Source organism: Xylanibacter muris (assembly GCF_013166605.1).
GTDB classification, from domain to species: domain Bacteria; phylum Bacteroidota; class Bacteroidia; order Bacteroidales; family Bacteroidaceae; genus Prevotella; species Prevotella muris.
Genome location: NZ_JABKKF010000003.1, coordinates 71870 through 94848, shown reverse-complemented (window position 1 = coordinate 94848; position 22979 = coordinate 71870). Strand labels below are relative to the sequence as shown.

Sequence of the window (22979 nt, the reverse complement as noted above, 5' to 3'; positions counted from 1 at the left end):
TAGATTATGATAGTGGTATATATTTTTATAGGAATCTTAATAGGTGCGGCTCTTGCATATATGTACATGCTGTCGAAGACGGCCGCTCTCCGTAAAGAGATAGAAATGATTATGCGTCAGCAGGCCGATGTGGCACAGTTGCGTGAGAAACAGTTTGCGACACAGCTTGATGCGGCAAAGGAACAGATGGCAAATATGGCCCGGCAGGTGATGGAGCAAAGTGCGAGAAAGCTCAAAGAGCAGAATACGGAGAATATCGGAAGTATCACACAGCCGTTGAAAGATGCCATAAGTGACATGCGAAAGGCAATAAATGAGAATATTAAGGACTCGGCACAGCATTCGGCATCTTTTCGTGAGCAGATACGGATGATGATGGAGAGCAACCGCAATATAGCGGATAAGGCGGAGGGACTGGCAAATGTACTCAGACGCGACAATAAGGCTGCCGGCAACATGGGCGAGATAATCCTTGGAGACCTGTTGGCTTCACAGGGACTTACCGAGGGTACGCATTATGAGGTGCAGGCACGTCTTCGTGACGAGAACGGACGGGCTGTAAGGAATGATGATACAGGACGTGAGATGCAACCGGATGTAATACTCCATTATCCTCAGGGACAGGATGCCATAATAGATTCGAAGGTTTCGCTCACGGCTTATCAAAGATATGTGAATGCGGAAACACCGGAAGAAAAGGAACGCAGTTTGCAGGAGCATATAAAGAGTGTGCGCGCTCATGTGACGGAACTGGCACGGAAGGATTACAGCAAATATGTGAGGTCTCCGCGCGAGGCTGTGGATTTTGTTATAATGTTTGTCCCTTTTGAGTCTTCGCTTCAGCTGGCACTTGCCAATGATCCCACTCTTTGGCGTGATGCTTTTGAGCGTAAGGTGTTCATTACCGGTGAGCAGAATCTGCTTGGCATTCTTCACATGATACATGTAGCCTGGGTACAGAACCGGCAGGCGGAGAACCAGGAAAAGGTATTCGGTGTGGCAGAGCAGTTGCTCGACCGTCTTGGTGATTTCATAAGGCGCTACCGCGAACTTGGCGATGTTCTGGATAAGGCAAAAAAGGCATACGATTTTGCCGACAATAAGCTGATAGCCGGTAATCAGAGTGTGGTGAAGAAAGGCCGCGAGTTGGTCGATCTTGGTGCAAAGGAGAATGCAAACAGAAAGATTCCAAAGCCGGAAGACAGGTTCATCGGTTGATGGAATAACCGTTTCTTGAAATGAGTTTATATGCCGATGATTTATATTGACGACAAATTTGACTTTGATCTTGATGTGGCGTTGCGAGAAATATCAGTGCAACGCCGGCAGAGTGCGTTGCGTTTCAAAAAAGCCGAAGGCCGCATACTGTCTGTAGCCGCATACTTGTTGCTGAAACGTTCGCTGAGAGATTTGTATGGTTTTGATTGTAATCCTGATTTAGGATATGAGCAAAATGGAAAGCCTTTTATTGTCGGTCATCCTGAAGTATGTTTCAATATTAGTCACTGCCGTAAGGCAGCGGCATGTGCGGTTGACGGCTGTCCGGTGGGTGTTGATGTCGAGACGCTGCGTCCTTTCAGGGAAGAGCTTGCCTGTCATGTGTTGAGTGGCAGTGAATACGCCGCGGTGGTTGGGTCAGAGAATCCCGAAACAGAGTTTATAAGGTTATGGACAATGAAAGAAAGTTTTTTGAAACTTACCGGTGAGGGAATCCGTACAGACTTGAAGACACTGTTCGGGAATGGTAATGGCTGTGCTGATGAATATTCTGAGACATACATTGTATATAATAAAGAGAAGATAACAGTAGGAAGAACGACACGTAGGTTTTCAGATGTCATGTTCTCTACTGTTTTTTTTCCACAATATATTGTCACATGGTGCAGTCGCGTAAGATAATACATATAGACATGGACGCTTTTTTTGCGTCTGTCGAGCAACGGGATAATCCGGAGTTGCGGGGTAAGCCTGTTGCCGTGGGACATGACGGAGGGCGTGGTGTCGTGTCTACGGCAAGTTATGAGGCGCGCCGTTATGGTGTGCGTTCGGCAATGCCTATGGCACGTGCCCACAAGTTGTGTCCGGATCTGATTGTAGTGCCGGGGCGGCATGACGTTTATAAGTCCGTGTCCCGACAAGTGCATGCCATATTTCATGACTATACTGATATAATAGAGCCGCTTTCCATCGATGAGGCCTTTCTCGATGTGACGGAGAATAAAAAGGGAATGGCACTGGCAGTGGACATTGCGGGGGAAATACGTTGCCGGATACGTGAGGAATTGCATCTTACGGCATCCGCAGGTGTGTCGTATAATAAGTTCCTGGCGAAGATCGCGTCTGATTTCCGTAAACCGGACGGTATTACGGTCATACATCCTGATTGTGCGCTTGATTTTATTTCCGGTTTGAAAATCAGTGATTTCTGGGGTGTCGGTCCTAAAACGGCGGACAGGATGCATTATATGGGCATATTTACCGGACGTGATTTGCAGAAATGCTCGCTCCGTCATCTTACTGAAGTTTTTGGAAAGATGGGGCGTATGTATTATGATTTTGCCCGTGGGATAGATATGCGGCCGGTTGAAACTGAATATGTTCGTAAGTCTGTAGGCTGTGAGCATACTTTTTCCTGCGATATACATAAATCATCTGCCATTATCATTGAACTTTATCATACAGTGCTTGAACTGGTTCAAAGGATAGATAAGGCACGGTTTGAGGGGCGTACGCTGACCCTGAAAGTTAAGTTCGCTGATTTTACACAGATAACGCGCAGTATCACACTGAATAAAATGTTGCATTCCAAGGATGATATATTGCCTGCGGCGAAACGTCTGTTGCACGAGGTTGAATACTCGCCGGCACGCCCTATAAGACTCATAGGGCTGTCTGTTTCAAATCCGTCTGTCGAGGCAGAGATGCACAAGGCTGATTGGGTGGAAGGATTTTTGGAATTTGACGGATATTTATAATTCATAGTCATTATTTTATTGTATAATCATATAATTATTAAGTTAAATGAAAAGACTGTTTTTTGTGTCGGTATTTTTTTTGAGCCTGTTCTCTGCACATTCTGCAGGGAGTGATACCGATGTGACTCTACAGGGAGCCATAGGAAAACTTGCGGCCACGGTGCATAAACCGGAATTGAAGTCGGGTGAAAAATGTCCTATAGTGATAATGTGTCACGGATTCGGCGGTGATAGAAAGTCGGGATTGTTCACTTCCATAGCCGATACGTTGAAGGCTCATGGCATAGCAAGTATTCTGTTTGACTTCAATGCCCATGGCGAAAGTGAGGGGCGTTTCCGTGACATGACTGTTCCCAATGAAATTGAGGATGCAAAGTGCATATACAACTATGTTGCTTCGTTGCCGTATGTAAGTAAGGTGGCTGTTGTCGGTCATTCACAGGGTGGTGTCGTATCTGCAATGCTTGCCGGTGAATTGGGCGGCCGTAAAATAAAGGCTGTCGTACTGATGGCTCCCGCAGCCGTGCTTCGCGATGATGCCATACGCGGAAATACGTTCGGAGCGCAGTATAATCCTCTTGATCCTCCGGAAGTTGTAAGGCTTTTCGGCAACAGAGAGCTGGGGCGTGATTATATAAAGACAGCCTTTTCGTTGCCTATATATGAGACATCGGAAAAATATGACGGACCGGCATGCATAATTCATGGCACCGGTGACCGTATTGTCCCTTATACTTATGGTGAGCGTTTCCATCATATATGGAAAGACAGTGAGCTTCATCTTCTTGAGGCTTATGGTCATGGTTTTGAGCCTGATTGGCATAAGGCCTCTATGATGGCGGCTGCGTATTTAATCAAGAAGTTGAAAAGATAAAGAGTAGGATAATGATACAGCAAGTAGAGTTTCGGTTAAAAGAGCGGCATCGTGGCTGCCATATCGTGACACGTGAGATTCTTGAGCATCTACCGCATCCGCTTCCAGAGACCGGTCTTCTTAATCTTTTTGTGCGTCATACCTCATGCGCTCTAAGTATTAATGAAAATGCCGATCCGGATGTTCGTGGAGATATGGAAAAGATTCTAAACCATATAGTGAGGGAGAACGAACCGTATTATGACCATACCTTTGAAGGGGCGGACGACATGCCCGCGCATGCCAAAAGTTCGTTGTTCGGAGTGAGCCTAACCATTCCCATTACCCGCAGACAACTGAATCTTGGCACCTGGCAGGGCATATATCTCTGTGAGTTCCGTGATTATGGCGGTCCGAGAAGTATTGTGGCCACTGTTTACGGTTAGTAGTATTCCGGAATAATAAAAACAAACTTAATAATCATAAAATGAATCAGAATTTCAAAAAGAACAAATTACGGGACGTTTTTTTTAATAATCATTTTGCCGTACTTGCTATATTGTGCTTTGCGGCTGTGCGGATTCATGCACAGGATGCCCGTGAGCGTTATTACTATTACGAGGTGCTTGAGCCAAAACACGAGCATAAGCCTAAAGTCGACGGATATGCTGCCGAGAGGGTCACGGAGAGGCTCAACCGTGGCCTTACAGCCGTTCCTGCCGCTGATGGTGAAGGTGTGTATCTTAGTTGGAGGATGCTTTCTTCTGACGGAAACGATGCCGCATTCCACGTTTATCGCGAGACTGGAGGAAAGAGGAAGAGGCTTACACGTAAGCCCGTGATATCTACTTGCGACTTCATAGACAAGTCACCGGTGCCGAAAGCAGTGTATAGCGTGATGCCCGTCAGAGGAATGTCCGTCAGCGGAAGTGTTGAAGTGGAGCTTGCATCATTGAAGCCTTATACTTCGATTAAGCTGAAGGACAGCGACCGTGCAGGCAAGTTAGCCATAGCCGATCTCAACGGTGATGGCACTTACGACTATATAGTTCGTACTCCTTCCAGCAATGTTGACCCCGGAATGCCCGGAGACAATAAAGGAGTGACATATAAAATATCGGCATATCTCAGTGACGGTACATATCTTTGGACATACGACCTCGGGCCGGGGATAGAGCCAGGAGTATGGTATTCGCCTTTCGTCGCATACGATTTCGATGGCGACGGGCGTGCCGAGGTGGCACTTAAGACATCCGGTCCCGACTTTGTGAAAGATAAGAACGGACGTGTATGTGGCGGCAGCGAGTTTATGACAGTCCTCGACGGTATGACGGGAAAGGAGATTGCATCTGTGCCATGGCCTGAACGTAACGGCCGTTATGGTAATATCGTGCGCCAGAACCGTAATCAGATGGGAGTGGCATTCCTTGACGGCAAAACTCCTTATATCCTTGCTGCACGTGGCACTTACAAACTGATGGTGGTTGACGCCTGGATGCTTAATGATGGAAAACTCACCCGTGCCTGGCGTTGGGACGGTGATGAGGAGAACCCTGTGATACGTAGTATGGGTGCGCACAGCATGGTGACGGGTGATGTCGATAAAGACGGTCGCGATGAGATTCTTCTCGGTTCATGTATGCTTGACGACAATGGCACTGCACTTTGGTCATCAGGCATAGGTCATAGTGACAAGGCATATCTGTGCAAGTTGCGTCCTGATTTGGAAGGCCTGCAGGTATTTATGGTGAGCGAACCGAAGAACGATGACGGACGTGGCGTGTCGGTGGTTGATGCCGGAACAGGCAAACTAATATGGGGCATAGGCCATACTACATATCATGTAGGTAGCGGCATGGTGGCCGACTTTAATCCGGAATGGCCGGGATTGGAATGTTTCGCCAGTGAAGACCGTAAGGGCGGAAGCACAGATAAGTATCTGTTGACAGCCGATGGAAAGAAAGTGGAGACGAAGCAAGGCGGGGTTCCCGGAACATATCCTTGGCTGTGGTGGGATGCCGACCTTTTGAGAGAGACAACCACGCGTGACGGTGGGCGTGGTGTAGGCCGGTCGGTGCAAAGCGTATGGAAATGGAAGGACAAGGTATTGACAGAGGGCATAGAGGGTAGCATACTCATGACTGCCGACATTGACGGTGACTGGCGTGAGGAGATTGTTACGGCATTGCCCGGTGAGCTGAGAGTTTACCGTACTTCCATCCATGCTCGTGACAGACGTGTCACGCTGATGCAGGATCCGCTCTACCGCAGTTATATAATGAATGGCAGTATGGGGTATCCGCAGTCTCCTGTCACATCGTATTATTTAGGAGAGTGAATGGATGATAGAGAACTGGCGTGATGCCGGTTCTCTATCCAAATAGGACACATTATAAATAAATGTATTAAATGAAAATAAGCACACATTATTGTGTGCTTATTTTCGTTGTTGGGATACTCGGACTCGAACCAAGAATGACAGGACCAGAATCTGTAGTGTTACCATTACACCATATCCCAATGCCGTTTTTGTTTGCAATTCATGTTGTTCCTGATTTGCGGTTGCAAAGGTATGGCTTTTTTTATTTACCGCAAAATTTTTTGAGATGTTTTTTTTCACAAACATATTCTTTTTCTTTTTTTAAGACAGAATGGCCGGCTAATATGCTAATATTTCTCAATTTATTTTGAAGTTATACCAAATTGCACTACCTTTGCGGAGATTAACCGTGCATGGATATAATGTAATATGGAAGAGTGTCCGGTGAAATTATTTTTACTGTTGTTTTGTAGCAGTACATTTAAATATACGAGTTAAATTCAAAACATACAATTACAATTCAAAAACAAGTAATGGAGCAAATAAAACAATTGGTTGAGACTGTTATTAAGGGTATACAAGAGAAGAAAGGACATGATATCGTGATAGCAAATCTGGAGCATATTGAGGGTGCTATATGCAAATATTTCATTATGTGCCAAGGTGCGTCACCGTCACAAGTAGAGGCCATTACCGATTCTATAGAAGAAACTGTCCGTATAGAGTTGAAAGAGAAGCCGGTTAAGATAGCTGGTCTTAATAATGCACAGTGGGTGGCTATGGACTATACCGATGTTATGGTTCATATCTTTTTGCCGGAAACGCGTGAGTATTATGATTTGGAGCATTTGTGGGAAGACGCAGAGCTTACCCGGGTGCCTGATTTAGACTGATGAGGTATGGATAACGACAAGAACAATCCAAAAGTAAAGATGCCCAAGTTTAACATGGGCTGGATTTATGTGCTTGCGCTTATTACCTTGGTTACGTTTTATTTAACGACAGGAGGTAAGAATTCAAGCATACAGACGGAAACATCGTATCACCAGTTCGAGAATATGGTGATGAAGGGCTATGCGTCTAAAATAGTGGTAAACAAGGAGCAGAATCTCTTGACGATGTATATAAAGCCGGAGCATATCCGTGATGTCTTCAAGAAAGGTGTCGAACAGACGGGTAAGGAGCCTACCGTATCGGTTCAGATCGGTTCTACCGACAAGGTGGAGCAGTTTGTGGAGAAAGCCCGTCAGGAGAAGAAGTTCACTGGCGACTATAGTTATGACAACAAGAAGAAGGACGGCTTGTTCGACATGATTCTTGTGAATTTGTTTCCGCTTGTAATCATTGTCGGTATATGGATATTCTTCATGCGCCGCATGGGCGGTGGCGGAGGTAACGGCGGTGTGTTTAATGTTGGAAAGAGCAAGGCCAAGATGTATGAGAAAGGAACCGAGCTTCATATCACATTCAAGGATGTCGCAGGACAGGCCGGTGCCAAGCAGGAGGTGCAGGAGATCGTGGATTTTTTAAAGAATCCGAAGAAGTATACCGATCTTGGAGGAAAGATTCCCAAAGGTGCGTTGCTTGTCGGTCCTCCGGGAACAGGCAAGACACTGTTGGCCAAGGCTGTGGCAGGAGAGGCCGGTGTGCCGTTTTTTTCCATGAGCGGTTCCGACTTTGTCGAAATGTTTGTCGGAGTGGGAGCAAGTCGTGTCCGCGATCTGTTCCGCCAGGCAAAGGAGAAGTCGCCTTGTATCATTTTCATTGATGAGATTGATGCTGTAGGGCGTGCCCGTGGTAAAAATCCGTCGATGGGTGGAAATGATGAGCGTGAGAATACGTTGAATGCGCTTCTTACAGAGATGGACGGTTTCGGAACAAACAGCGGTGTGATTATTCTTGCAGCCACCAACCGCGCTGATATTCTTGATTCCGCATTGTTGAGGGCAGGGCGTTTTGACAGGCAGATACACGTTGATTTGCCTGACCTTAATGAGCGCAAGGAAGTGTTTAAGGTGCATTTGAAGCCGGTCAAGACAGACAAGACTGTAGATATCGACTTCCTTGCCCGTCAGACCCCCGGATTCTCCGGTGCGGATATTGCAAATGTATGTAATGAGGCGGCTCTTATTGCCGCGCGTCATAACAGCCAAAGTGTCGGCAAACAGGATTTCCTTGATGCTGTAGACCGCATAATAGGCGGTCTGGAGAAAAAGACGAAGATTATGACAGCCAGCGAGAAAAGGTCTATAGCCATTCATGAAGCCGGCCATGCCACAATATCATGGTTTACCGAGCATGCCAATCCGTTGGTGAAAGTAAGTATAGTGCCGCGTGGAAGAGCTCTCGGGGCTGCCTGGTATCTTCCTGAAGAGAGGGCGATCACAACAAAGGAGGAGATGCTTGACGAGATGTGTGCCACTCTTGGAGGGCGTGCTGCCGAGGAATTGTTCATAGGCAAGATTTCCACCGGAGCAATGAATGACCTTGAGCGTGTGACCAAGAGTGCATACGGTATGATTGCCTATGCGGGCATGAGCAAGGTGCTTCCTAATGTCTGTTTCTATAACAATAACGAGTATAACTTCCAGCGTCCTTATTCGGAAACAACTGCAAAGATAATGGATGATGAGGCCATAAAGATGATAAATGAGCAGTATGACCGTGCGAAGGCCATACTTACCGAGCATAAGGATGGCCATGAGCAACTTGCGAATCTTCTTATTGAGCGTGAGGTGATATTTGCAGAGGATGTCGAGAGGATATTCGGAAAACGTCCATGGGCAAGCCGTTCCGAGGAACTTCTTGAGGCCCAGCAGAGAGCTGAGGCTGAAGCTATGGCCGAACGCCGTGCAAAAGAGCTTGAGGCGCAGGGCAAGATTCTCGGTGAACCCGATGGCGGTGGTTCTGATGTTGCGGAAGAAAAATAAAAATTATCGGATATGAGCAATTTTATAGTACGTACGGTAACTGGAGTGCTGTTTGTGGCAGCCATCGTTGTCTGTTTTTTAGAGCCGGCAGCCATGGCAGCTTTGTTTGCGCTTGCGACAGGGCTGACGGTTTGGGAATTCGCCGGTTTGGTGAACGGTCGTGACGGTGTGTGGATAAACAGGTTTATCTGCACAGTGGCGGGAGTATACTTCTTCCTTGCCATGACAGGATATAATGCCGGTATAACGCCTTCAACGGTGTTCATACCATATCTCATAACGGTCATATATCTGTTTGTATCGGAGCTTTATGCAAAGAATCCGGATCCGGTGAACAACTGGGCTTACACCATGATGAGCCAGATGTATGTGGCATTGCCGTTCTCGATGCTGAATGTGCTTGCTTACCGTTCGCTTCCGGACGGTAGTGTTGCCTATACCTGCCTTATGCCGCTGTGCGTGTTTGTGTTTCTGTGGATTAATGACAGCGGTGCATATTGTTGCGGTTCGCTATTCGGGCGCCATAAGCTGTTTCCACGGGTAAGTCCGGGAAAGAGCTGGGAGGGCTCCATAGGCGGGGCGGTGTTTGTGATGCTTGCCGCTGTCGGCGTGTGGTATCTTGCCGATAAATACGGTATTAACGACCTTCAGCTCCGGCATTATGAATGGGTAGGTCTCGGCCTTGTAATCGTTGTCTTTGGCACTTGGGGCGACCTTGTTGAAAGTCTTTTCAAGCGTACTTTAGGAATAAAGGACAGCGGCAATATCCTGCCGGGACATGGTGGAATGCTCGACAGGTTCGACTCTTCGTTGCTTGCCATTCCGGCCGCGGTAATCTATCTGTATACTCTTACACTGTTTTGATGTGTATGTTAGGCATTGCATCTGTCGGATTCGGATATTTAGGAGTGATGCCGTAAAGCTTCGTTTACGATTCCTGTAGAATATAAACAACGGATAAGGGGCACGTTGCGATTTCCAATGCAGCGTGCCCCTTATCTGTTTGTCCACAACCGTTCATAGGGCAGATTAACCGTGCCCCATCCTATATTCATGTCTTTCTTCAATCCGAATCTACGGTGATATTGGAGATTAATGCCTGTCCTCAAACCGTAAACAGGCCGTTCTCCAATCACAAACAGGACACTCTAAAAGCTTCCGACTTAAGTCGGAAACCCGTCTGACTTAAGTCGGAAAGGTGTCTGACTTAAGTCGGAAGCCTTTCCGGCTATAGTCGGACGGTCTTCGAACGGCCTGTTCCCGGTTTGAGGACAAGCCGTTTTCTGTTTGTAAATAGTCGTTTTTCATTTTGCAAATCAAAAAACAGACAGCTCTTGTATTTACAAGTTGTTGTGCAATCCATACTGGCGTTTTATGCGGGAGGCAAGATTTTCTGTTTCTTCGACATCGACACATTCGACATTTGCACCGTTAAATGCGTTCCCGACCTGATTGACGAACTGAAAGCAGGTTACAATGCGGCGGGTGCGCCCTACAACATGAGTCCCCGTCACTGAATCAGCTTCCGATTCAACGACGATTAAAAAGTCTTCTCTTTTTTTGAAGAGAAGCAACACCAGACCCACTTTGCTACCGAACAGGATGTAGCGGAAGAACTGTTCGAGTTACTCTCCGAAGCGAGAGAACTCTATCTTCAAAATGTGATTGTGGATGGCAAGCGGTACAGCTGCTATGTGGACGATTTCATAAACAGTCACCGGTACATCAACTGCGATAGTGCCGTTTGCCGAAACTGCCACGAAATGAACATCCACATCGTCAAAGGGCTGCTGACAGAATGCGCACACTTTATCCATCCTCTTTTTACCGCATCCAATCTTTCATCCGCACTTTCCGCCGTCAGGAAGAACATGACATCGGTTGCCTACGGAATAAAAAGAGTCATCAAGGAACTGAAACTATAAAGCAGGAATCTCTCGCAAAAGGGAAAAGCACTATGTTTGGTCAATCCGTACATAGTGCTTTGGTATGCCTTCTGAAACTCGGAATTCCAGTTTCGAGATCTGACTTGCTTCTGTCTTTTTTCCAAAAGTCTTTTACGATTGTAAAGCCAATTTTGTCCGTTGAGTTTCTACCTTTTCTTTTGTATAATTCAAAAATAAGGTAATAACTCAATGTTTGTTTATTGCTTTAGGCTACTACTTTATCTGCGTAATTTGACGAGTAAAAGTAGTGAGATAGTTCACGACAAATAAATGCTACCTGATGATTCTAAAAAAGGAACAAAATTGTATAATGGAGAATATTATATTCCTATTTCGATATAAGAACTTTGCCATTCACGGAAAATAAATAGGTATGTCTGTTGTCCACGAAATTCTTTTCGGGGGAGCCTAATTTCCGATATATAGATACAAATGAAAAGAAGAGCTAAACAAGTGCAAATATATTTCTTGTTTTTAGGTAGTTATGATTTTTGGCTAATTCCTTTCAATTCTTGGAAAATCTCATTTCAGACGTATTTTTGTTACCCGTTTTTGTTTCTTGTTTCGGGAAAACAAACTATATTTGCGGTGTGATAACAACTCGAAGTTTCAGCATGGCAGACAACGGAAGCAAAGATACGCAAAAATCGCCTATCAAGATCAGGTTCAAGGCGATGAAGAACGGGTATCAATCCATTTATCTGGATTGTTATCACGACGGTCGCCGCAGTTACGAGTACCTGAAACTCTATCTTGTGCCGGAAACGGACGACAAGACCGCGCGTCTGAATGCAACCGCCATGCGCAAAGCCGAAGCCGCCCTTAAAGTCCGACTGCGCGAGTTGAAGAAACTGCCGCCCTCCAACAAACGGCTTACGCAGGATAATATATCGCAAAACGACTTTACCCTGTCGGAATGGCTCGTACGGTTCAAGGAAATACAGCGGAGCCGGGGCGTGAAAGACCTTTATGCGATAGACCGGCTTCTTAACATCTTCGCTGCTATGGGTAACGGTGGTATACAACTCAAGGCGGTGGACAAAGATTTCTGCCTGTCGTTCATGGAATACCTGAAAACAGGCTATAAGACAGCAGACGGTCGGCAACTCAAATCCAAAACCGTATTCAACCGCCAATGCACTTTGGTTACGGCACTCAATGCCGCCGTCCGCGAGGGGCTTATACCGTTCAACCCGATGGACAGACTGTCGCGTCACGAGCGGGCAAAGACGAGCAAAGGGAAAAGAGAATACCTGACTATCGACGAAGTAAAAGCCCTTGTAGCGACACCCTGCAAACGGGAGGACATCAAACAGGCTTATCTTTTCGCCTGCAACTGCGGCCTGCGTCTGGGCGATGTGAGAAAACTGAAATGGAGAGACATTGCGAAGGACGGGGACAAATGGATGCTGTCGGTCTTGATGAACAAGAGCGAAAAACCCGTGCATATCCCGTTGGGCGTGCAAGCTCGCCGATGGCTACCGAAGCGGAATAGCGCAGATGCAGATAGTCTTGTCTTTGGAGAGCTGCCGAGAGATAGCCATATCAACGCCCACCTGAAAATGTGGACGGCAAAGGCAGGGATAACCAAAGCGGTAACCTACCACACCAGCAGGCACACGTTCGCAACGATGTTGCTGACGCTGGGGGCAGACCTTTATACCGTCTCCAAGTTGTTGGGACATTCGCAAATCAAGAACACGCAGATTTACGCCGAAATCATCAACCGGCGGAAAGACGAGGCGGTAAACCTCGCCGACAAGGCATTCGATTGATGACAACACTTTTATATACGTACCCGATTATGGCAAGAATAATAAAGATACCCAAACAGCCCAAAGTCAAGGAGCCCGTGCGCATCCGTTACAAGACGCTCAGCGACGGCAGCCAGTCCGTCTATCTCGACATTTACAGGGACGGCAAGCGCCAGTACGAATTTTTGAAACTTTACCTTATCCCCGAAACGAATGCGGCGGCCAAAACGCAGAATAAGGCGACGATGGCGGCTGTAAACACTATCAAGTCGCAGCGCATCATCGAACTGACCAACAGCGTGGCGGGATTGAAAAACACCTCCCAGCGTTCCAAGATGCTGCTGCTTGACTGGATGCAGACCTACAGGGAGAGCCAGGAGAAGAAAGGCGTGCGGGGCAGCGGCAAGCTCATCGGCAATACGACAAACATCCTTCGTGCGTTCGACGAAAAGGCCGTCATGCGGGATATAAACCGTGATTTCTGCCTCGCTTTCATAGACTTTCTGCGTAATACCTATGTCGGTGCAAGCGGAAAGAAACTATCTCAATTTACCTGCGTTTCCTATTTCGGCTGTTTCCGTGGTGCGCTGAATGCAGCGGTGCGCGAAGACATTATCGGCGAGAACCCCATAAACAAACTGAATACGGACGAGAAAATCAAGATGCCGGAGAGCAAACGTGAGTTTCTGACTATCGACGAGGTAAAGACGCTTATCGCCACCCCGTGCAGACGGGAAGACATCAAAAGCGCATTTCTGTTCTCCTGCTATTGCGGACTGCGTATCAGCGATGTATTGGCATTGAAATGGAAGAACGTGGACTGCACGGGCGAACAATGGCATATCAGTATCGTCATGCAGAAGACACGGCAACCGTTATACCTGCCCCTTTCGATGCAGGCGAGGAAATGGATGCCGGAACGGGACGGAGCAGCCGAGGAGGATCCGGTATTCGCCACCCTGCCGTGCGAGGATACCTGCAACGTGCAGATAAAACCGTGGGTAAAGGAGGCGGGCATTACCAAGCACGTAACCTATCACGTGAGTCGCCACACGTTCGCCACGATGATGCTGACACTCGGCGCAGACCTTTATACAGTTTGCAAACTGCTCGGTCACACGGACGTGAAGACCACGCAGATATACGCGAAAATCATCAATAAGAAAAAAGACGACGCTATCGGACTGATCGACGCCGAATTTGCAAATACCTGATCCCATGAAAAAATTGCCCGAAGATTTCAAGATGAATATCCTGCTACCGGGTACGGTATGGCTGCTTGTATCGGTGCTGGCCGGATGTATCGTCGTTTCCCGAGTGGAAACGAATGCGATTACCGTCATCCTCTTTGTCGTGGTTACGCTTGTTGTGTTTGTCGTGCCGATAGCCGTCTATATGGAATATCGGCAGCAGATTGAGAAATGGTTTTCAAGACACAACCGAAACAACACGCCTGCGGTCGGAATACGTAGGGCAACAACCATAGATACAAGCACTATAGGGCAACCGAACGTTTTGCCGCCGGACTTTCCCGACGCATTGAAAGGCTGGAAAACCCTCGCTTTGCTGGATGCCTTACGCCGGGAAGGGTTTCTGGACGGGGAATACCGCCCATGCAAGGGATGCAATGCCACGCAGATGGCCTTCATTGCAGACAGCATCGCGGCAATCTGCAACATATCCTACCAATGGAGAACATTCGGCAACTACTGGCATCTGCCCAATCTCCGGCAGTTGTTGGGTGCAAAAGACCGCCGTGGCTCCAAGATGGAGAAAGAGGACATCATCATAGACCTGTTCAGGAGAACCGCTGAAGCCGACGGGGAAATCTGCGGTACAGACGCTTACCGCCGCTGGCTGAAAAGCGTACAGGGGTAGCCCCTTTCCGCACTATGGCTTCAGACAGCCGATAGGTACAACCAACACTCCATCCTTGCGCGTGTAGGAGAACTGACCGACTGCGGTAAGAACCATAAGGAACGAAGGACTTTTCATCTTGTCGGTATCAATCTTCTCTGCCAACGCTTTCAGCGTCATAGCTCCCTCTTCGATGCCCGTGCTGCCTCCCAGTTTTACCTCTATCAATCCATAGCGACCGCCACGCAAGTGCATTACAGCATCGCACTCCAGACCGCTTTTGTCCCGGTAATGATACATGGTTCCGGCGAGGGCATCGGCATAACAGCGCAAGTCGCGCACGGCCATCGTCTCGAAAAGCAGCCCCATGGTATTCAAGTCGCCGATCAAATCGTCGGGTCCCATTTCCAATGCTGCCACGGCTATCGACGGATCGACGAAATAACGGGTGTCGCTGCTGCGGATAGCCGTTTTCGAGCGCAGATTGGGATTCCACGCCACGGCATCCTCCACCACGAATATCTTCTTCAACGCCATGAGATACTCCGAGATTGTATTTTCCGATAACCGCTCCACCTCGTTTGTGGAAATATCACCGGCAATAGTCGTAAGCGAAGCCTGCGAACCCTGATGACGGGCATAGGAGCGCATAAGACGCTTCACTCGTTCGGGGTTTTTCGCGACCCCGTCCACTTTCGATATATCCGTATGCGTTACGGCCTGATAGTATTCCGTCGCTACAAGCTGCGCTGCTGCCGCGGATTTTCGCCGAAGCGCTCCCGGCCAACCGCCGCGACACATCATAAAGGCAATGTCGCCCAATTGATGATCGGGGGCTTTCAAGGCAAAATCTGTATTCCCTGCAAACAACTCGGCAAAACTGACCGTACCTTCGGATTCTCCGGACTCAAACAGGCTCATCGGGCGCATCTTCAGCCACGAGAACCGCCCCGTTCCGGTATGATGGATCTCTTCGAGTTTTTCTTTGCTCGGAGCTGCCGAACCCGTCAGGATGAATTGACCCTCTTTGCCCCTGTGATCCACTTCGAAGCGAACAGCATCCCACAGTTTCGGAGCCTCCTGCCATTCGTCGATAAGCATAGGAGCCTCTCTGGCGAGCAACATCCGCGGATGCAGGTCAATCATCTCCATATTCTGACGGAACGTATCCGTGTCTGCCAGATAAAGCACGCTGTTTGCCGCCTGTTCCGCCGTCGTGGTTTTGCCGCACCATTTGGCTCCTTCTATAAGTACCGCGCCCATAGTGTCCAGTTTCTCTGCGAGTAACTTGTCGGCAATCCTTGCCCTGTAAGTATTATTATTCATCTTCTCCATTTTATCACATCAATAATCATGCGCAAAGTTAGCCATAAATCGCTAATAATCCAATGATTTTATGGAATACTTTGTCATTTGGCGGTATTTTGATTTGGCATTTGGCTTTATATTGATTGGTCATTCGGCGTCATTCTACTTGGTCATTTAGCGGTGATTTATTCGGTAAAATGGCATTTTAACATCATCGTCAGAGGGCATTATTGCGGTTATCCGCACTTTTACCCTCTATTGGGGCAAAATAATCGCCTGTCGTCCGACTGTCAGGCATGTCAATTTCACCGCGTTTTCGCACCTTTTGTTTCCCATCGCTGTTTTCGGCGGCCTTCGACTGTATTACAGCATCTTCCCGTTCTGTTTGCCACCTTATTTTCCCTCTGTTTTACACCGGATTAAAAGCCTTATCAGTGTCACTTCCCATGTCTTACTTTGCAACGTCTTCCACATCGGAACGACGAAGTATTCACCTAAAAATGACAGCAACATGGAAGAAAAGAAACAACTGATTCCGACCGCCGAGGCAGCAGCATTCCTCGGCATCAAGGTAAGCTACCTGCACAAACTGATGATGCGCCGCGTCATCCCGTACTACAAACCTAATGGCAAACTGTGCTTTTTCGACAAGGCCGAACTGGAGGCATGGATGAAGAACGTCCGCATCGCCTCGCAGACGGAACTCGACCGGCAGGCGCAGGCGTATATCGTGAACCGTGAGAAAGGAGGCAAACGATGACCGGCAACCGTACCGCCCGCATAGTGGCATTCGTACCCGTTATAGACTTCTTGCCTTGTCAGACGCATACCGAGGAATGTATGTGTTCGGGGAGCAAGTATAGGTTTTGTGTCCCACAAAACCGCCGGGCATGCCGGAGAGCTGCCGGACATCGCAGCGGGGAGGAGGTGGCACGATGACCCGAACACAACTCCAAACGAATGACCGTGAACGGAAGAAAGGCGGACGCCCAAGGCTGCCTGACGGCGAGAAGCGCGACTGCCCCGTGAAGGTCTATTTCGACCGAGCGAACTACGCTAAACTGGCACGCCGCAGCAAGCGGACGGGGCGGCCGCTTTCCGAAATCGTCTATGAACTGGCGGTAAACGGTTATGTCAAGGAACCCGTGCCGCAAGGTGTGGCGCATTGCCTTCGTGCATTGGCTGGAATGGCGAATAACCTGAACCAGTTGGCACACCTCGGCCATATCCACGGGCCGCAGCACATCGCCGACGAGAACAAACGTCTATCCCAAGAGATAAGCGGCCTGATTGTAAAACTTAACGAGCAGTTATAACCCATGATGGCAAAGATAAGCAGCGGACAGGGTTTCGCCGGGCTGGTGGACTACGCCAATAACCTCAAAGAGAAGAATACGAAAATCATCGCTTCCGATGGTGTGGACTTGACGTCTAACAAGTCTATCGTGGCGAGTTTCAGCCTGCAGGCCAAGAGCCGCCCATCGTTAAAGCACTTCGTCGGGCATATCTCTTTGAGTTTCGCACCGGAGGACACACCCAAGCTGTCGGACAAGCTGATGGCCGTCATCGCCAAGGAATATATGCGACGCATGGGTATCGTGAACACGCAGTATGCGGCATTCCGGCATCACGACAAGCCGCACGCCCACGTGCATATCGTTTACAATTGGGTGGATAACGACGGCAATGCCATCACCGGCGATCAGGCGTTCCGCAAGTCGGCGCGCATCACCCAAGCTCTCACGAGGGAATACGGGCTTGCTTTCGGCAAGGGCAAGAAAAGAGTGAACCGCGACCGTCTGAAAGGCAAGGCTGCCGCCAAATACCGCATTTACGATGCGATCAATGAAGCGTTGAAAGGATGCCGCAGCATGGAGGCATTGAAAGCCGCCTTGTCTGCACGGGCTATCGGGATGAACACCGTTCGCAATGCAGAAGGCAAAGCCAAAGGCGTGGTCTTCACCTGCGATAATATATCCTTTGCCGGTTATCAGATAGACCGTTCCATGACCTATGCCAAACTCTGCCAAAGGATGGGTATAGTACCGGATGTTGCGGACAACATTAGTAATATATCCGCATCGGACGAACGGACGGAACAATCCGGTTTCTCTTTTGGCAGGCAATACGTCGATACACCCAAGGAGGCGAATGCCTATCAGGAAACAACGGCTACCGAATCCTTAAGCGGTACGGATACCGCAGGCGGCAACGCTTCAATAGGTAACGGTATCGGTGCGGCAATCGTCGAACTCATCGCACAACCTCACATCGCCCCGACAAGCGGAGGAGGTGCTGGCGACAGCAACGACCGAGGTTGGAACGACGAGGACAAGGAGAAGAAAAAGAACCCATACAAACGGAGGAGATGACCATGACAAGCAAAAGACCTATCCCATTGAAAGACGAGCCAGTCGCATCGCTTGACGAACTGCAAGACCTGCTGATGAAAAGTATAGCGGCGACAAATGCGCTGAACAAGACTATATGCAATTATACCGACGCACAGCCCGTCAGCCCGTCAGCGGTCGCAACAGCGACGGGAAACGCCGTAAAAGAACTGTTGGAGCAGAGGCAACGCAAGTTTGAGCAGGAGGAACAGGAGGCCAAGGCGCGGGGCGTACTCACTCCGCAGGAATGCTACGCGAAACTTTCGGCGGACTATGCCGATGTGCTGCAAAAGTGTATCATCGTATGCGACACGTACAAGTATATCGGGGAAGCCGCCAAACGGCAGGAAGCCCGCAGCCGCAAGCTCGAAGCCAGACTGGATATCCTTATCGCCAAACAGGACATTCAGGCGGCAGGGGTGACAAAAACAACGTTTCCGCCCCGTCCCAAACGGTTCAGGGATGTATTTGCATACCTGTTCAAAGATATACCGTTATACTGCCTGCGGTGGATATGTCATTCCCGTGGCGTCCGGCAGTTCTTGTGGATATGCCTGCTCTTTGTTTGGCTGATTTCCGTTGCGATTGCCTGTTGCATCATACACGACAATGCCCGGTTACGGCAAGAGATACACCGGTATTCGCTACAACGAGAGTATATAGAATCGACTCCCACCCATATAAAGTAGTTTTGCTCATAGTAAAAGCAACAACATCCAGCAAAACCGGATGCTGTTGCTTTCGCCTATTGCAAAATGGTTCGTTTATCTTTCCAGTTGACCGATAGACTTCCTTATGGAATAAGAGATTGAATCCACGTTACTCCTTGCAACGGAAAGAGCCGATGAAAGGCTCGATGCGGAAATGAACCGCGTACCGTCCTTCGATTGCAAGAATCGTCCTTTGTCGAGAACGGACTGCCAGCGGGATTGGATGAGCGAGTTTTCGAGAAGCGCATCGAATAGGATAACCACATGGCGGAGATTGTTCACCCGGATATGAAAGCCCTCTTTGCAGGAAAAGAGAGCTTCCATATCCTCGACGCGGAGCATAGAAACGCAAAACAGATGATAAGTATTGGCACAAGACACAATACCTGTCATCTGTTCTTGAGTGAAGTTGCAGCCGAAAGAAAGCGGTGGAGCATCTGTCACCTTATCGGTACGATGCACGGCTGGTGTCGGCAACGGATCCGACCTGTCATACTGCCTTCGCAACTCCATGCACTCCTCAAAGGAGAAATGTGATGTTGTAAAGAGCGGTTGGATAAGGTGAGCGCATTCTGTCAGCAGTCCCTTGACGATGTGGATGTTCATTTCGTGGCAGTTCCGGCAAACGGCACTATCGCAGTTAATGTATCGGTGACTGTTGATGAAGTCATCCACATAACGGCTGTATCGTTTGCCATCCGCAATCACATTTTGGAGATAGAGTTCTCTCGCTTCGGAGAGTAACTCGAATAATTCTTCAGCTACATCTTGTTCAGTATCGAAGTGGGTCAGGTGTTGCTTCCCTTCAAAAAAAGAGAAGACTTTTTGATTTGTTCTTTCATACAAATTTGAGTTTATTAGTTATTGATTATAATGTATTTTTCGATTTAGACGGATACACAGACAGTTTAATATTAATTACTTATAAACTTATGAGGAGGTCTTAATGCTCGATACTTGCTTATTTCTTTTTATTTGATACCATATCGTGGGATTTGCGCGTCCAGCGTTTAATTTCCTCGTCAGGCATATCGTCGTTGAACCGGATACTGATCCAGTGGCGGGGACTCATGTTGTAGGGCGCACCCACCGCATTGTAACAGGCTTTCAATTCGTCAATCATGTCGGGGGCGCATTTAATGGTGCAGGTATCGAATTTATCAATATCGAAGAAACAGAAAATTTTGCCTCCGACATAAAACGCCAATATGGATTGTGCGGCACGAAATGCCTGAAACGGCATCTTCTCGCCGCTGCCGGGCAGTGAGAGGCAAAATTCCCTGAATTCTTCTATATTCATATTGTACAATTGCTTGACGGTTTTCTATGCTTTCCGAAAATATGCAGAGTAGTTAATGCCGTTCGAGTCGCACCAGTTGCAAATCCTGCGGTTGAACTCCAGCAATCCGGATTTGTTGCAGCGATAGTAGATGTTGAGATAATCGTCGTAAAATTGAGGATATACGGTACGGATGTAACTCATTATATCGTTGGCATAGCTGCCCCGGAGATTGAGACCGTCGAGCCAGTAACAGTCCACGAAATCGCGTGTCCGGCAGATTATTTCTTTCCAGTCGGTTATGAACGGGAATATCGGAGCCATGAACAAAACGGCGTGTATTCCCGAATCGTGCAGGATGCGCAGGGTTTCCATCCGGTCGGCTATCGGATCGGCCCGATCCATGTCACGGCGGAATTGTTCGTCAGCGGTGTTGATCGATACGGCCACGCTTATATGACGTATCTTTTGCAATAAGTCTATATCTCTTAGTACCAGCTTGCTTTTCGTTATTATTTGCAAATGGCAATCGGAATATACAAGTTGTTCGAGGATGCGCCGTGTCACCCCGTATTTTGCTTCCAAAGGATTGTAGGGGTCGGTAACGGAACTCATCACCACGCTCTTTCCGCTGATTCTTTTCAGACTGATCGACTTCTCTGCAATCTTGACATCGGTAAATTCTCCCCACGGTTCCCGGTGAGCCGTATGACGCATCATAAACGACGCGTAGCAATAACGGCAGGCATGCGGGCATCCGACATAGGGATTTATGGCAAATGCACCGAGTTTCGACGGAGTGACATAATCTTTGGCAAATATTTCATTTACTATCATCTGAATATCTGTTTATAACCGGATTTCGATTCTTTTCCCAAAGGGCGGGTCACTTTATTCCGTATCCCATGTCGTATGCCGTTTTGAGGGAGGGATGCCCTTCGATTTCGTTTGGTTCATTAACCCCTCCGGCGAACACCGTTCCGGACAAACGGGCATTCTCATAGCAATCAATCCACCCGGAAAGCCCTGCTATGGCACGTTGCGGAGTTGTCTCCTTATTTTCGGCTGCGCTTGTCAATATATAAATGTCCCGGAACCGATAGTCGGAAGGATAAAGCGGATAGCTTCGGTCAAGAAGAGTCTTAAGCTGACCTGCAAGTTCATAAAAATAGATGGGCGAGGAAAATGCTATCGCATCGGCATCATACATTTTCCCCACAATTTCCGGAACATCGTCCCGGAGTACGCATTTTTGAGTTTTTTGGCAACTGAAACAGCCCATGCAAAACTTTATCTCTTTCCCGCGAAGCGTAATGTATTCCACTTCGTTACCGGCATCTTTCGCACCACGGGCAAATTCTTTCGCCAATGTTTCCGAGTTGCTTCCATGTCGGAGGCTTGACGATATTACAAGAACTTTTTTCATATACACATTTGAATTTTATTTATATCTTTCAATGATATGGCGCGGAATTTCCTTGCCACCCTCGTATCGTTCGTCATCTTCCGTGATTTTGCGGAGTACACGTGCAGGATTTCCCACGACAATCGTATCGGGGGCTACATCTTTTGTAACCACGCTGCCTGCGCCTACGATAGAGTTGTCCCCGATGGTTATTCCGGGCAAGATTGTGGCTCCGGCTCCTATCCATACATTGTTTCCGAGCCGGACGGGTTTGTTGTACTGAAGTACGTGACGGCGAAGACGGGGTGATACCGGATGGACGGAGGTCGCAATGGATACTCCCGGACCGATAAGACTGTTGTCACCGATGTATATGTCGCCGTCATCCACAAAGTTGCAGTTGAAGTTTATAACCACATTTTTACCCACGTGGACATTGGCAAGTCCGCAGTTGGCATGAATAGGCGGTATGATATAAAGTCCCTCACCATAGGTTCCGAGTGCCTGACGAAGGATCGATTCCCGCTTTTGCAACCCTTCGGGCGTTTCGGGCGTGTGGTTGAACTCATAAATACGTTGTACCAACTCGTGCTGGTATTCAATCCAGTCGGCATCTACACTGTCGTATATTTCGCCTGATTTTACTATTTCTTTGAAAGTCTCCGCTTTCTGTTTGTCGTATGCCATAGCTTTATCTTAATTTTCTGATTACTTTACACGGATTGCCCACTGCAAGGCAATCTTCGGGAATGTCTTTGACAACTACGCTTCCGGCTCCTATTACGGAACGTGCTCCGATGGACACTTTGCCGATGACAGTCACGTTACCACCCAGCCAGCAGTCATCACCGATTACGATGGATTTCGCTGTTTCTTTGGGTTGGCGGCGTTCAAGGTAATCCAACGGATGTTGTGATGTGTAGAACGAACAGTTGGGACCGATCAGCGTGTGGCTGCCGATGGTTATATCGGCTGTGTCCATCATCGAGCAGTTCAAATTGACAATGACATTCTCACCGATATGAATCCCGTTCCCGTGGTCACAATGGAATGGCGGAGCGATGATAGTGGATTTCGGGATTCCGGGTATCATGTTTTCAAGAGCCTCCCTGTAATCCGGATGATATTGATTTATGCGGTTAAATCGCTCGCAGGCTTCGTTCGCATGTCTCAAACTTGCTTCGATTTCTGGATCTAACCAACTGTATGGCTCTTCGGAACGCATCTTTTGAAATTCTGTTTTCATGTTATC

General features: G+C 48.1%; 23 protein-coding genes, 1 tRNA gene and 3 pseudogenes. 18 read left to right on the top strand and 9 right to left on the bottom strand.

What is annotated here, in order from left to right; translation table 11 throughout:
* The first annotated feature begins 6 nt into the window (after positions 1 to 6).
* The 6 genes from HPS56_RS04445 (at position 7) to HPS56_RS04420 (ending at position 6166) form a co-directional block, all read left to right on the top strand.
* On the top strand, positions 7 to 1218 hold the full coding sequence (locus HPS56_RS04445; RefSeq protein WP_172274505.1) for a DNA recombination protein RmuC: 1212 nt from the start codon (positions 7 to 9) through the stop codon (positions 1216 to 1218).
* Between the two features lie 36 nt (positions 1219 to 1254).
* Positions 1255 to 1899 carry a 4'-phosphopantetheinyl transferase family protein gene (locus tag HPS56_RS04440; protein WP_172274502.1) on the top strand — a complete coding sequence of 215 codons (645 nt, stop codon included), beginning with the start codon at positions 1255 to 1257 and terminating at the stop codon, positions 1897 to 1899.
* The gene (dinB, locus tag HPS56_RS04435; RefSeq protein WP_440130283.1) at positions 1881 to 2975 is read left to right on the top strand and encodes a DNA polymerase IV; all 1095 of its coding nucleotides are present in this window, start codon (positions 1881 to 1883) and stop codon (positions 2973 to 2975) included. Before HPS56_RS04440 ends, dinB begins: the two co-directional genes overlap by 19 nt.
* Before the next feature lie 64 nt (positions 2976 to 3039).
* Positions 3040 to 3849: an alpha/beta hydrolase gene (locus tag HPS56_RS04430; RefSeq protein WP_288317278.1), complete on the top strand. Its 810-nt coding sequence runs from the start codon at positions 3040 to 3042 to the stop codon at positions 3847 to 3849.
* Between the two features lie 11 nt (positions 3850 to 3860).
* Positions 3861 to 4274 (top strand): secondary thiamine-phosphate synthase enzyme YjbQ, encoded by a 414-nt coding sequence (locus tag HPS56_RS04425; protein WP_172274476.1) that lies wholly within the window; start codon positions 3861 to 3863, stop codon positions 4272 to 4274.
* Positions 4275 to 4315: 41 nt separating this feature from the next.
* Positions 4316 to 6166: a rhamnogalacturonan lyase family protein gene (locus HPS56_RS04420; RefSeq protein ID WP_172274473.1), complete on the top strand. Its 1851-nt coding sequence runs from the start codon at positions 4316 to 4318 to the stop codon at positions 6164 to 6166.
* 111 nt (positions 6167 to 6277) lie between these two features.
* On the opposite strand, the gene HPS56_RS04415 is transcribed toward HPS56_RS04420, so the two are convergent.
* Positions 6278 to 6348 (bottom strand) — tRNA-Gln (locus tag HPS56_RS04415).
* Positions 6349 to 6681: 333 nt separating this feature from the next.
* Between HPS56_RS04415 and rsfS the strand changes: the two genes are divergently transcribed.
* The 8 genes and pseudogenes from rsfS (at position 6682) to HPS56_RS04375 (ending at position 14656) form a co-directional block, all read left to right on the top strand.
* Positions 6682 to 7041, top strand: a complete 360-nt coding sequence (gene rsfS, locus HPS56_RS04410) for a ribosome silencing factor (RefSeq protein WP_172274470.1) — start codon at positions 6682 to 6684, stop codon at positions 7039 to 7041.
* 6 nt (positions 7042 to 7047) lie between these two features.
* Entirely contained in the window at positions 7048 to 9078 is a 2031-nt protein-coding gene (gene ftsH / locus HPS56_RS04405; protein ID WP_172274467.1) for an ATP-dependent zinc metalloprotease FtsH, read from the top strand.
* Positions 9079 to 9090: 12 nt separating this feature from the next.
* The gene (locus HPS56_RS04400) at positions 9091 to 9942 is read left to right on the top strand and encodes a phosphatidate cytidylyltransferase (RefSeq protein WP_172274464.1); all 852 of its coding nucleotides are present in this window, start codon (positions 9091 to 9093) and stop codon (positions 9940 to 9942) included.
* A 470-nt stretch (positions 9943 to 10412) separates the two neighbouring features.
* Positions 10413 to 10595, top strand: coding sequence for an MmcQ/YjbR family DNA-binding protein (locus tag HPS56_RS04395; RefSeq protein ID WP_216655754.1), 183 nt, complete (start codon positions 10413 to 10415; stop codon positions 10593 to 10595).
* 99 nt (positions 10596 to 10694) lie between these two features.
* Positions 10695 to 10922: pseudogene (locus tag HPS56_RS13280) on the top strand (glucosamine-fructose-6-phosphate aminotransferase); the annotation flags it as partial.
* A 692-nt stretch (positions 10923 to 11614) separates the two neighbouring features.
* The gene (locus HPS56_RS04385; protein WP_172274458.1) at positions 11615 to 12799 is read left to right on the top strand and encodes a site-specific integrase; all 1185 of its coding nucleotides are present in this window, start codon (positions 11615 to 11617) and stop codon (positions 12797 to 12799) included.
* A 29-nt stretch (positions 12800 to 12828) separates the two neighbouring features.
* The gene (locus tag HPS56_RS04380; RefSeq protein ID WP_172274455.1) at positions 12829 to 13992 is read left to right on the top strand and encodes a site-specific integrase; all 1164 of its coding nucleotides are present in this window, start codon (positions 12829 to 12831) and stop codon (positions 13990 to 13992) included.
* Between the two features lie 4 nt (positions 13993 to 13996).
* A complete protein-coding gene (locus tag HPS56_RS04375) occupies positions 13997 to 14656 on the top strand; it encodes a hypothetical protein (protein ID WP_172274452.1) in 660 nt (219 codons plus the stop codon).
* A 12-nt stretch (positions 14657 to 14668) separates the two neighbouring features.
* Here the strand turns inward: HPS56_RS04375 and HPS56_RS04370 are convergent, their stop codons facing one another.
* Complete coding sequence (locus HPS56_RS04370) at positions 14669 to 15961, bottom strand: ATP-binding protein (RefSeq protein ID WP_216655753.1); 1293 nt, start codon at positions 15959 to 15961, stop codon at positions 14669 to 14671.
* A gap of 493 nt (positions 15962 to 16454) precedes the next feature.
* Between HPS56_RS04370 and HPS56_RS04365 the strand changes: the two genes are divergently transcribed.
* The 4 genes from HPS56_RS04365 to HPS56_RS04350 all read left to right on the top strand — a co-directional run bounded on the left by HPS56_RS04365 (position 16455) and on the right by HPS56_RS04350 (position 19022).
* On the top strand, positions 16455 to 16703 hold the full coding sequence (locus HPS56_RS04365) for a helix-turn-helix transcriptional regulator (RefSeq protein WP_172274446.1): 249 nt from the start codon (positions 16455 to 16457) through the stop codon (positions 16701 to 16703).
* A gap of 175 nt (positions 16704 to 16878) precedes the next feature.
* A complete protein-coding gene (locus HPS56_RS04360) occupies positions 16879 to 17259 on the top strand; it encodes a plasmid mobilization protein (protein ID WP_172274443.1) in 381 nt (126 codons plus the stop codon).
* Between the two features lie 3 nt (positions 17260 to 17262).
* Positions 17263 to 18315: a relaxase/mobilization nuclease domain-containing protein gene (locus HPS56_RS04355; protein WP_172274440.1), complete on the top strand. Its 1053-nt coding sequence runs from the start codon at positions 17263 to 17265 to the stop codon at positions 18313 to 18315.
* A gap of 2 nt (positions 18316 to 18317) precedes the next feature.
* Positions 18318 to 19022, top strand: coding sequence for a hypothetical protein (locus tag HPS56_RS04350; RefSeq protein WP_172274437.1), 705 nt, complete (start codon positions 18318 to 18320; stop codon positions 19020 to 19022).
* A gap of 75 nt (positions 19023 to 19097) precedes the next feature.
* On the opposite strand, the gene HPS56_RS04345 is transcribed toward HPS56_RS04350, so the two are convergent.
* The 7 genes and pseudogenes from HPS56_RS04345 to HPS56_RS04320 all read right to left on the bottom strand — a co-directional run bounded on the left by HPS56_RS04345 (position 19098) and on the right by HPS56_RS04320 (position 22973).
* Complete coding sequence (locus tag HPS56_RS04345; protein ID WP_172275118.1) at positions 19098 to 19835, bottom strand: hypothetical protein; 738 nt, start codon at positions 19833 to 19835, stop codon at positions 19098 to 19100.
* Positions 19836 to 20004: 169 nt separating this feature from the next.
* The gene (locus HPS56_RS04340; protein WP_172274434.1) at positions 20005 to 20343 is read right to left on the bottom strand and encodes an MmcQ/YjbR family DNA-binding protein; all 339 of its coding nucleotides are present in this window, start codon (positions 20341 to 20343) and stop codon (positions 20005 to 20007) included.
* A 24-nt stretch (positions 20344 to 20367) separates the two neighbouring features.
* Positions 20368 to 21159, bottom strand: coding sequence for a radical SAM protein (locus HPS56_RS04335; protein WP_216655752.1), 792 nt, complete (start codon positions 21157 to 21159; stop codon positions 20368 to 20370).
* Between the two features lie 49 nt (positions 21160 to 21208).
* Complete coding sequence (locus HPS56_RS04330; RefSeq protein WP_172274431.1) at positions 21209 to 21748, bottom strand: flavodoxin family protein; 540 nt, start codon at positions 21746 to 21748, stop codon at positions 21209 to 21211.
* Between the two features lie 93 nt (positions 21749 to 21841).
* Positions 21842 to 21988 (bottom strand): annotated as a pseudogene (locus HPS56_RS13510) (DapH/DapD/GlmU-related protein); the annotation flags it as partial.
* Between the two features lie 237 nt (positions 21989 to 22225).
* Positions 22226 to 22414: pseudogene (locus tag HPS56_RS13505) on the bottom strand (maltose acetyltransferase domain-containing protein); the annotation flags it as partial.
* A gap of 4 nt (positions 22415 to 22418) precedes the next feature.
* Positions 22419 to 22973: a sugar O-acetyltransferase gene (locus tag HPS56_RS04320; protein WP_172274425.1), complete on the bottom strand. Its 555-nt coding sequence runs from the start codon at positions 22971 to 22973 to the stop codon at positions 22419 to 22421.
* Positions 22974 to 22979 lie beyond the last annotated feature (6 nt).

Coding starts and splice junctions, on each gene's coding strand:
- HPS56_RS04445 (WP_172274505.1), top strand. CDS start 7: ATGATAGTGGTATATATTTTTATAGGAATCTTAATAGGTGCGGCTCTT.
- HPS56_RS04440 (WP_172274502.1), top strand. CDS start 1,255: ATGATTTATATTGACGACAAATTTGACTTTGATCTTGATGTGGCGTTG.
- HPS56_RS04425 (WP_172274476.1), top strand. CDS start 3,861: ATGATACAGCAAGTAGAGTTTCGGTTAAAAGAGCGGCATCGTGGCTGC.
- HPS56_RS04420 (WP_172274473.1), top strand. CDS start 4,316: ATGAATCAGAATTTCAAAAAGAACAAATTACGGGACGTTTTTTTTAAT.
- rsfS (WP_172274470.1), top strand. CDS start 6,682: ATGGAGCAAATAAAACAATTGGTTGAGACTGTTATTAAGGGTATACAA.
- ftsH (WP_172274467.1), top strand. CDS start 7,048: ATGGATAACGACAAGAACAATCCAAAAGTAAAGATGCCCAAGTTTAAC.
- HPS56_RS04400 (WP_172274464.1), top strand. CDS start 9,091: ATGAGCAATTTTATAGTACGTACGGTAACTGGAGTGCTGTTTGTGGCA.
- HPS56_RS04380 (WP_172274455.1), top strand. CDS start 12,829: ATGGCAAGAATAATAAAGATACCCAAACAGCCCAAAGTCAAGGAGCCC.
- HPS56_RS04375 (WP_172274452.1), top strand. CDS start 13,997: ATGAAAAAATTGCCCGAAGATTTCAAGATGAATATCCTGCTACCGGGT.
- HPS56_RS04370 (WP_216655753.1), bottom strand. CDS start 15,961: ATGAATAATAATACTTACAGGGCAAGGATTGCCGACAAGTTACTCGCA.
- HPS56_RS04365 (WP_172274446.1), top strand. CDS start 16,455: ATGGAAGAAAAGAAACAACTGATTCCGACCGCCGAGGCAGCAGCATTC.
- HPS56_RS04360 (WP_172274443.1), top strand. CDS start 16,879: ATGACCCGAACACAACTCCAAACGAATGACCGTGAACGGAAGAAAGGC.
- HPS56_RS04355 (WP_172274440.1), top strand. CDS start 17,263: ATGATGGCAAAGATAAGCAGCGGACAGGGTTTCGCCGGGCTGGTGGAC.
- HPS56_RS04350 (WP_172274437.1), top strand. CDS start 18,318: ATGACAAGCAAAAGACCTATCCCATTGAAAGACGAGCCAGTCGCATCG.
- HPS56_RS04340 (WP_172274434.1), bottom strand. CDS start 20,343: ATGAATATAGAAGAATTCAGGGAATTTTGCCTCTCACTGCCCGGCAGC.
- HPS56_RS04335 (WP_216655752.1), bottom strand. CDS start 21,159: ATGATAGTAAATGAAATATTTGCCAAAGATTATGTCACTCCGTCGAAA.
- HPS56_RS04330 (WP_172274431.1), bottom strand. CDS start 21,748: ATGAAAAAAGTTCTTGTAATATCGTCAAGCCTCCGACATGGAAGCAAC.
- HPS56_RS04320 (WP_172274425.1), bottom strand. CDS start 22,973: ATGAAAACAGAATTTCAAAAGATGCGTTCCGAAGAGCCATACAGTTGG.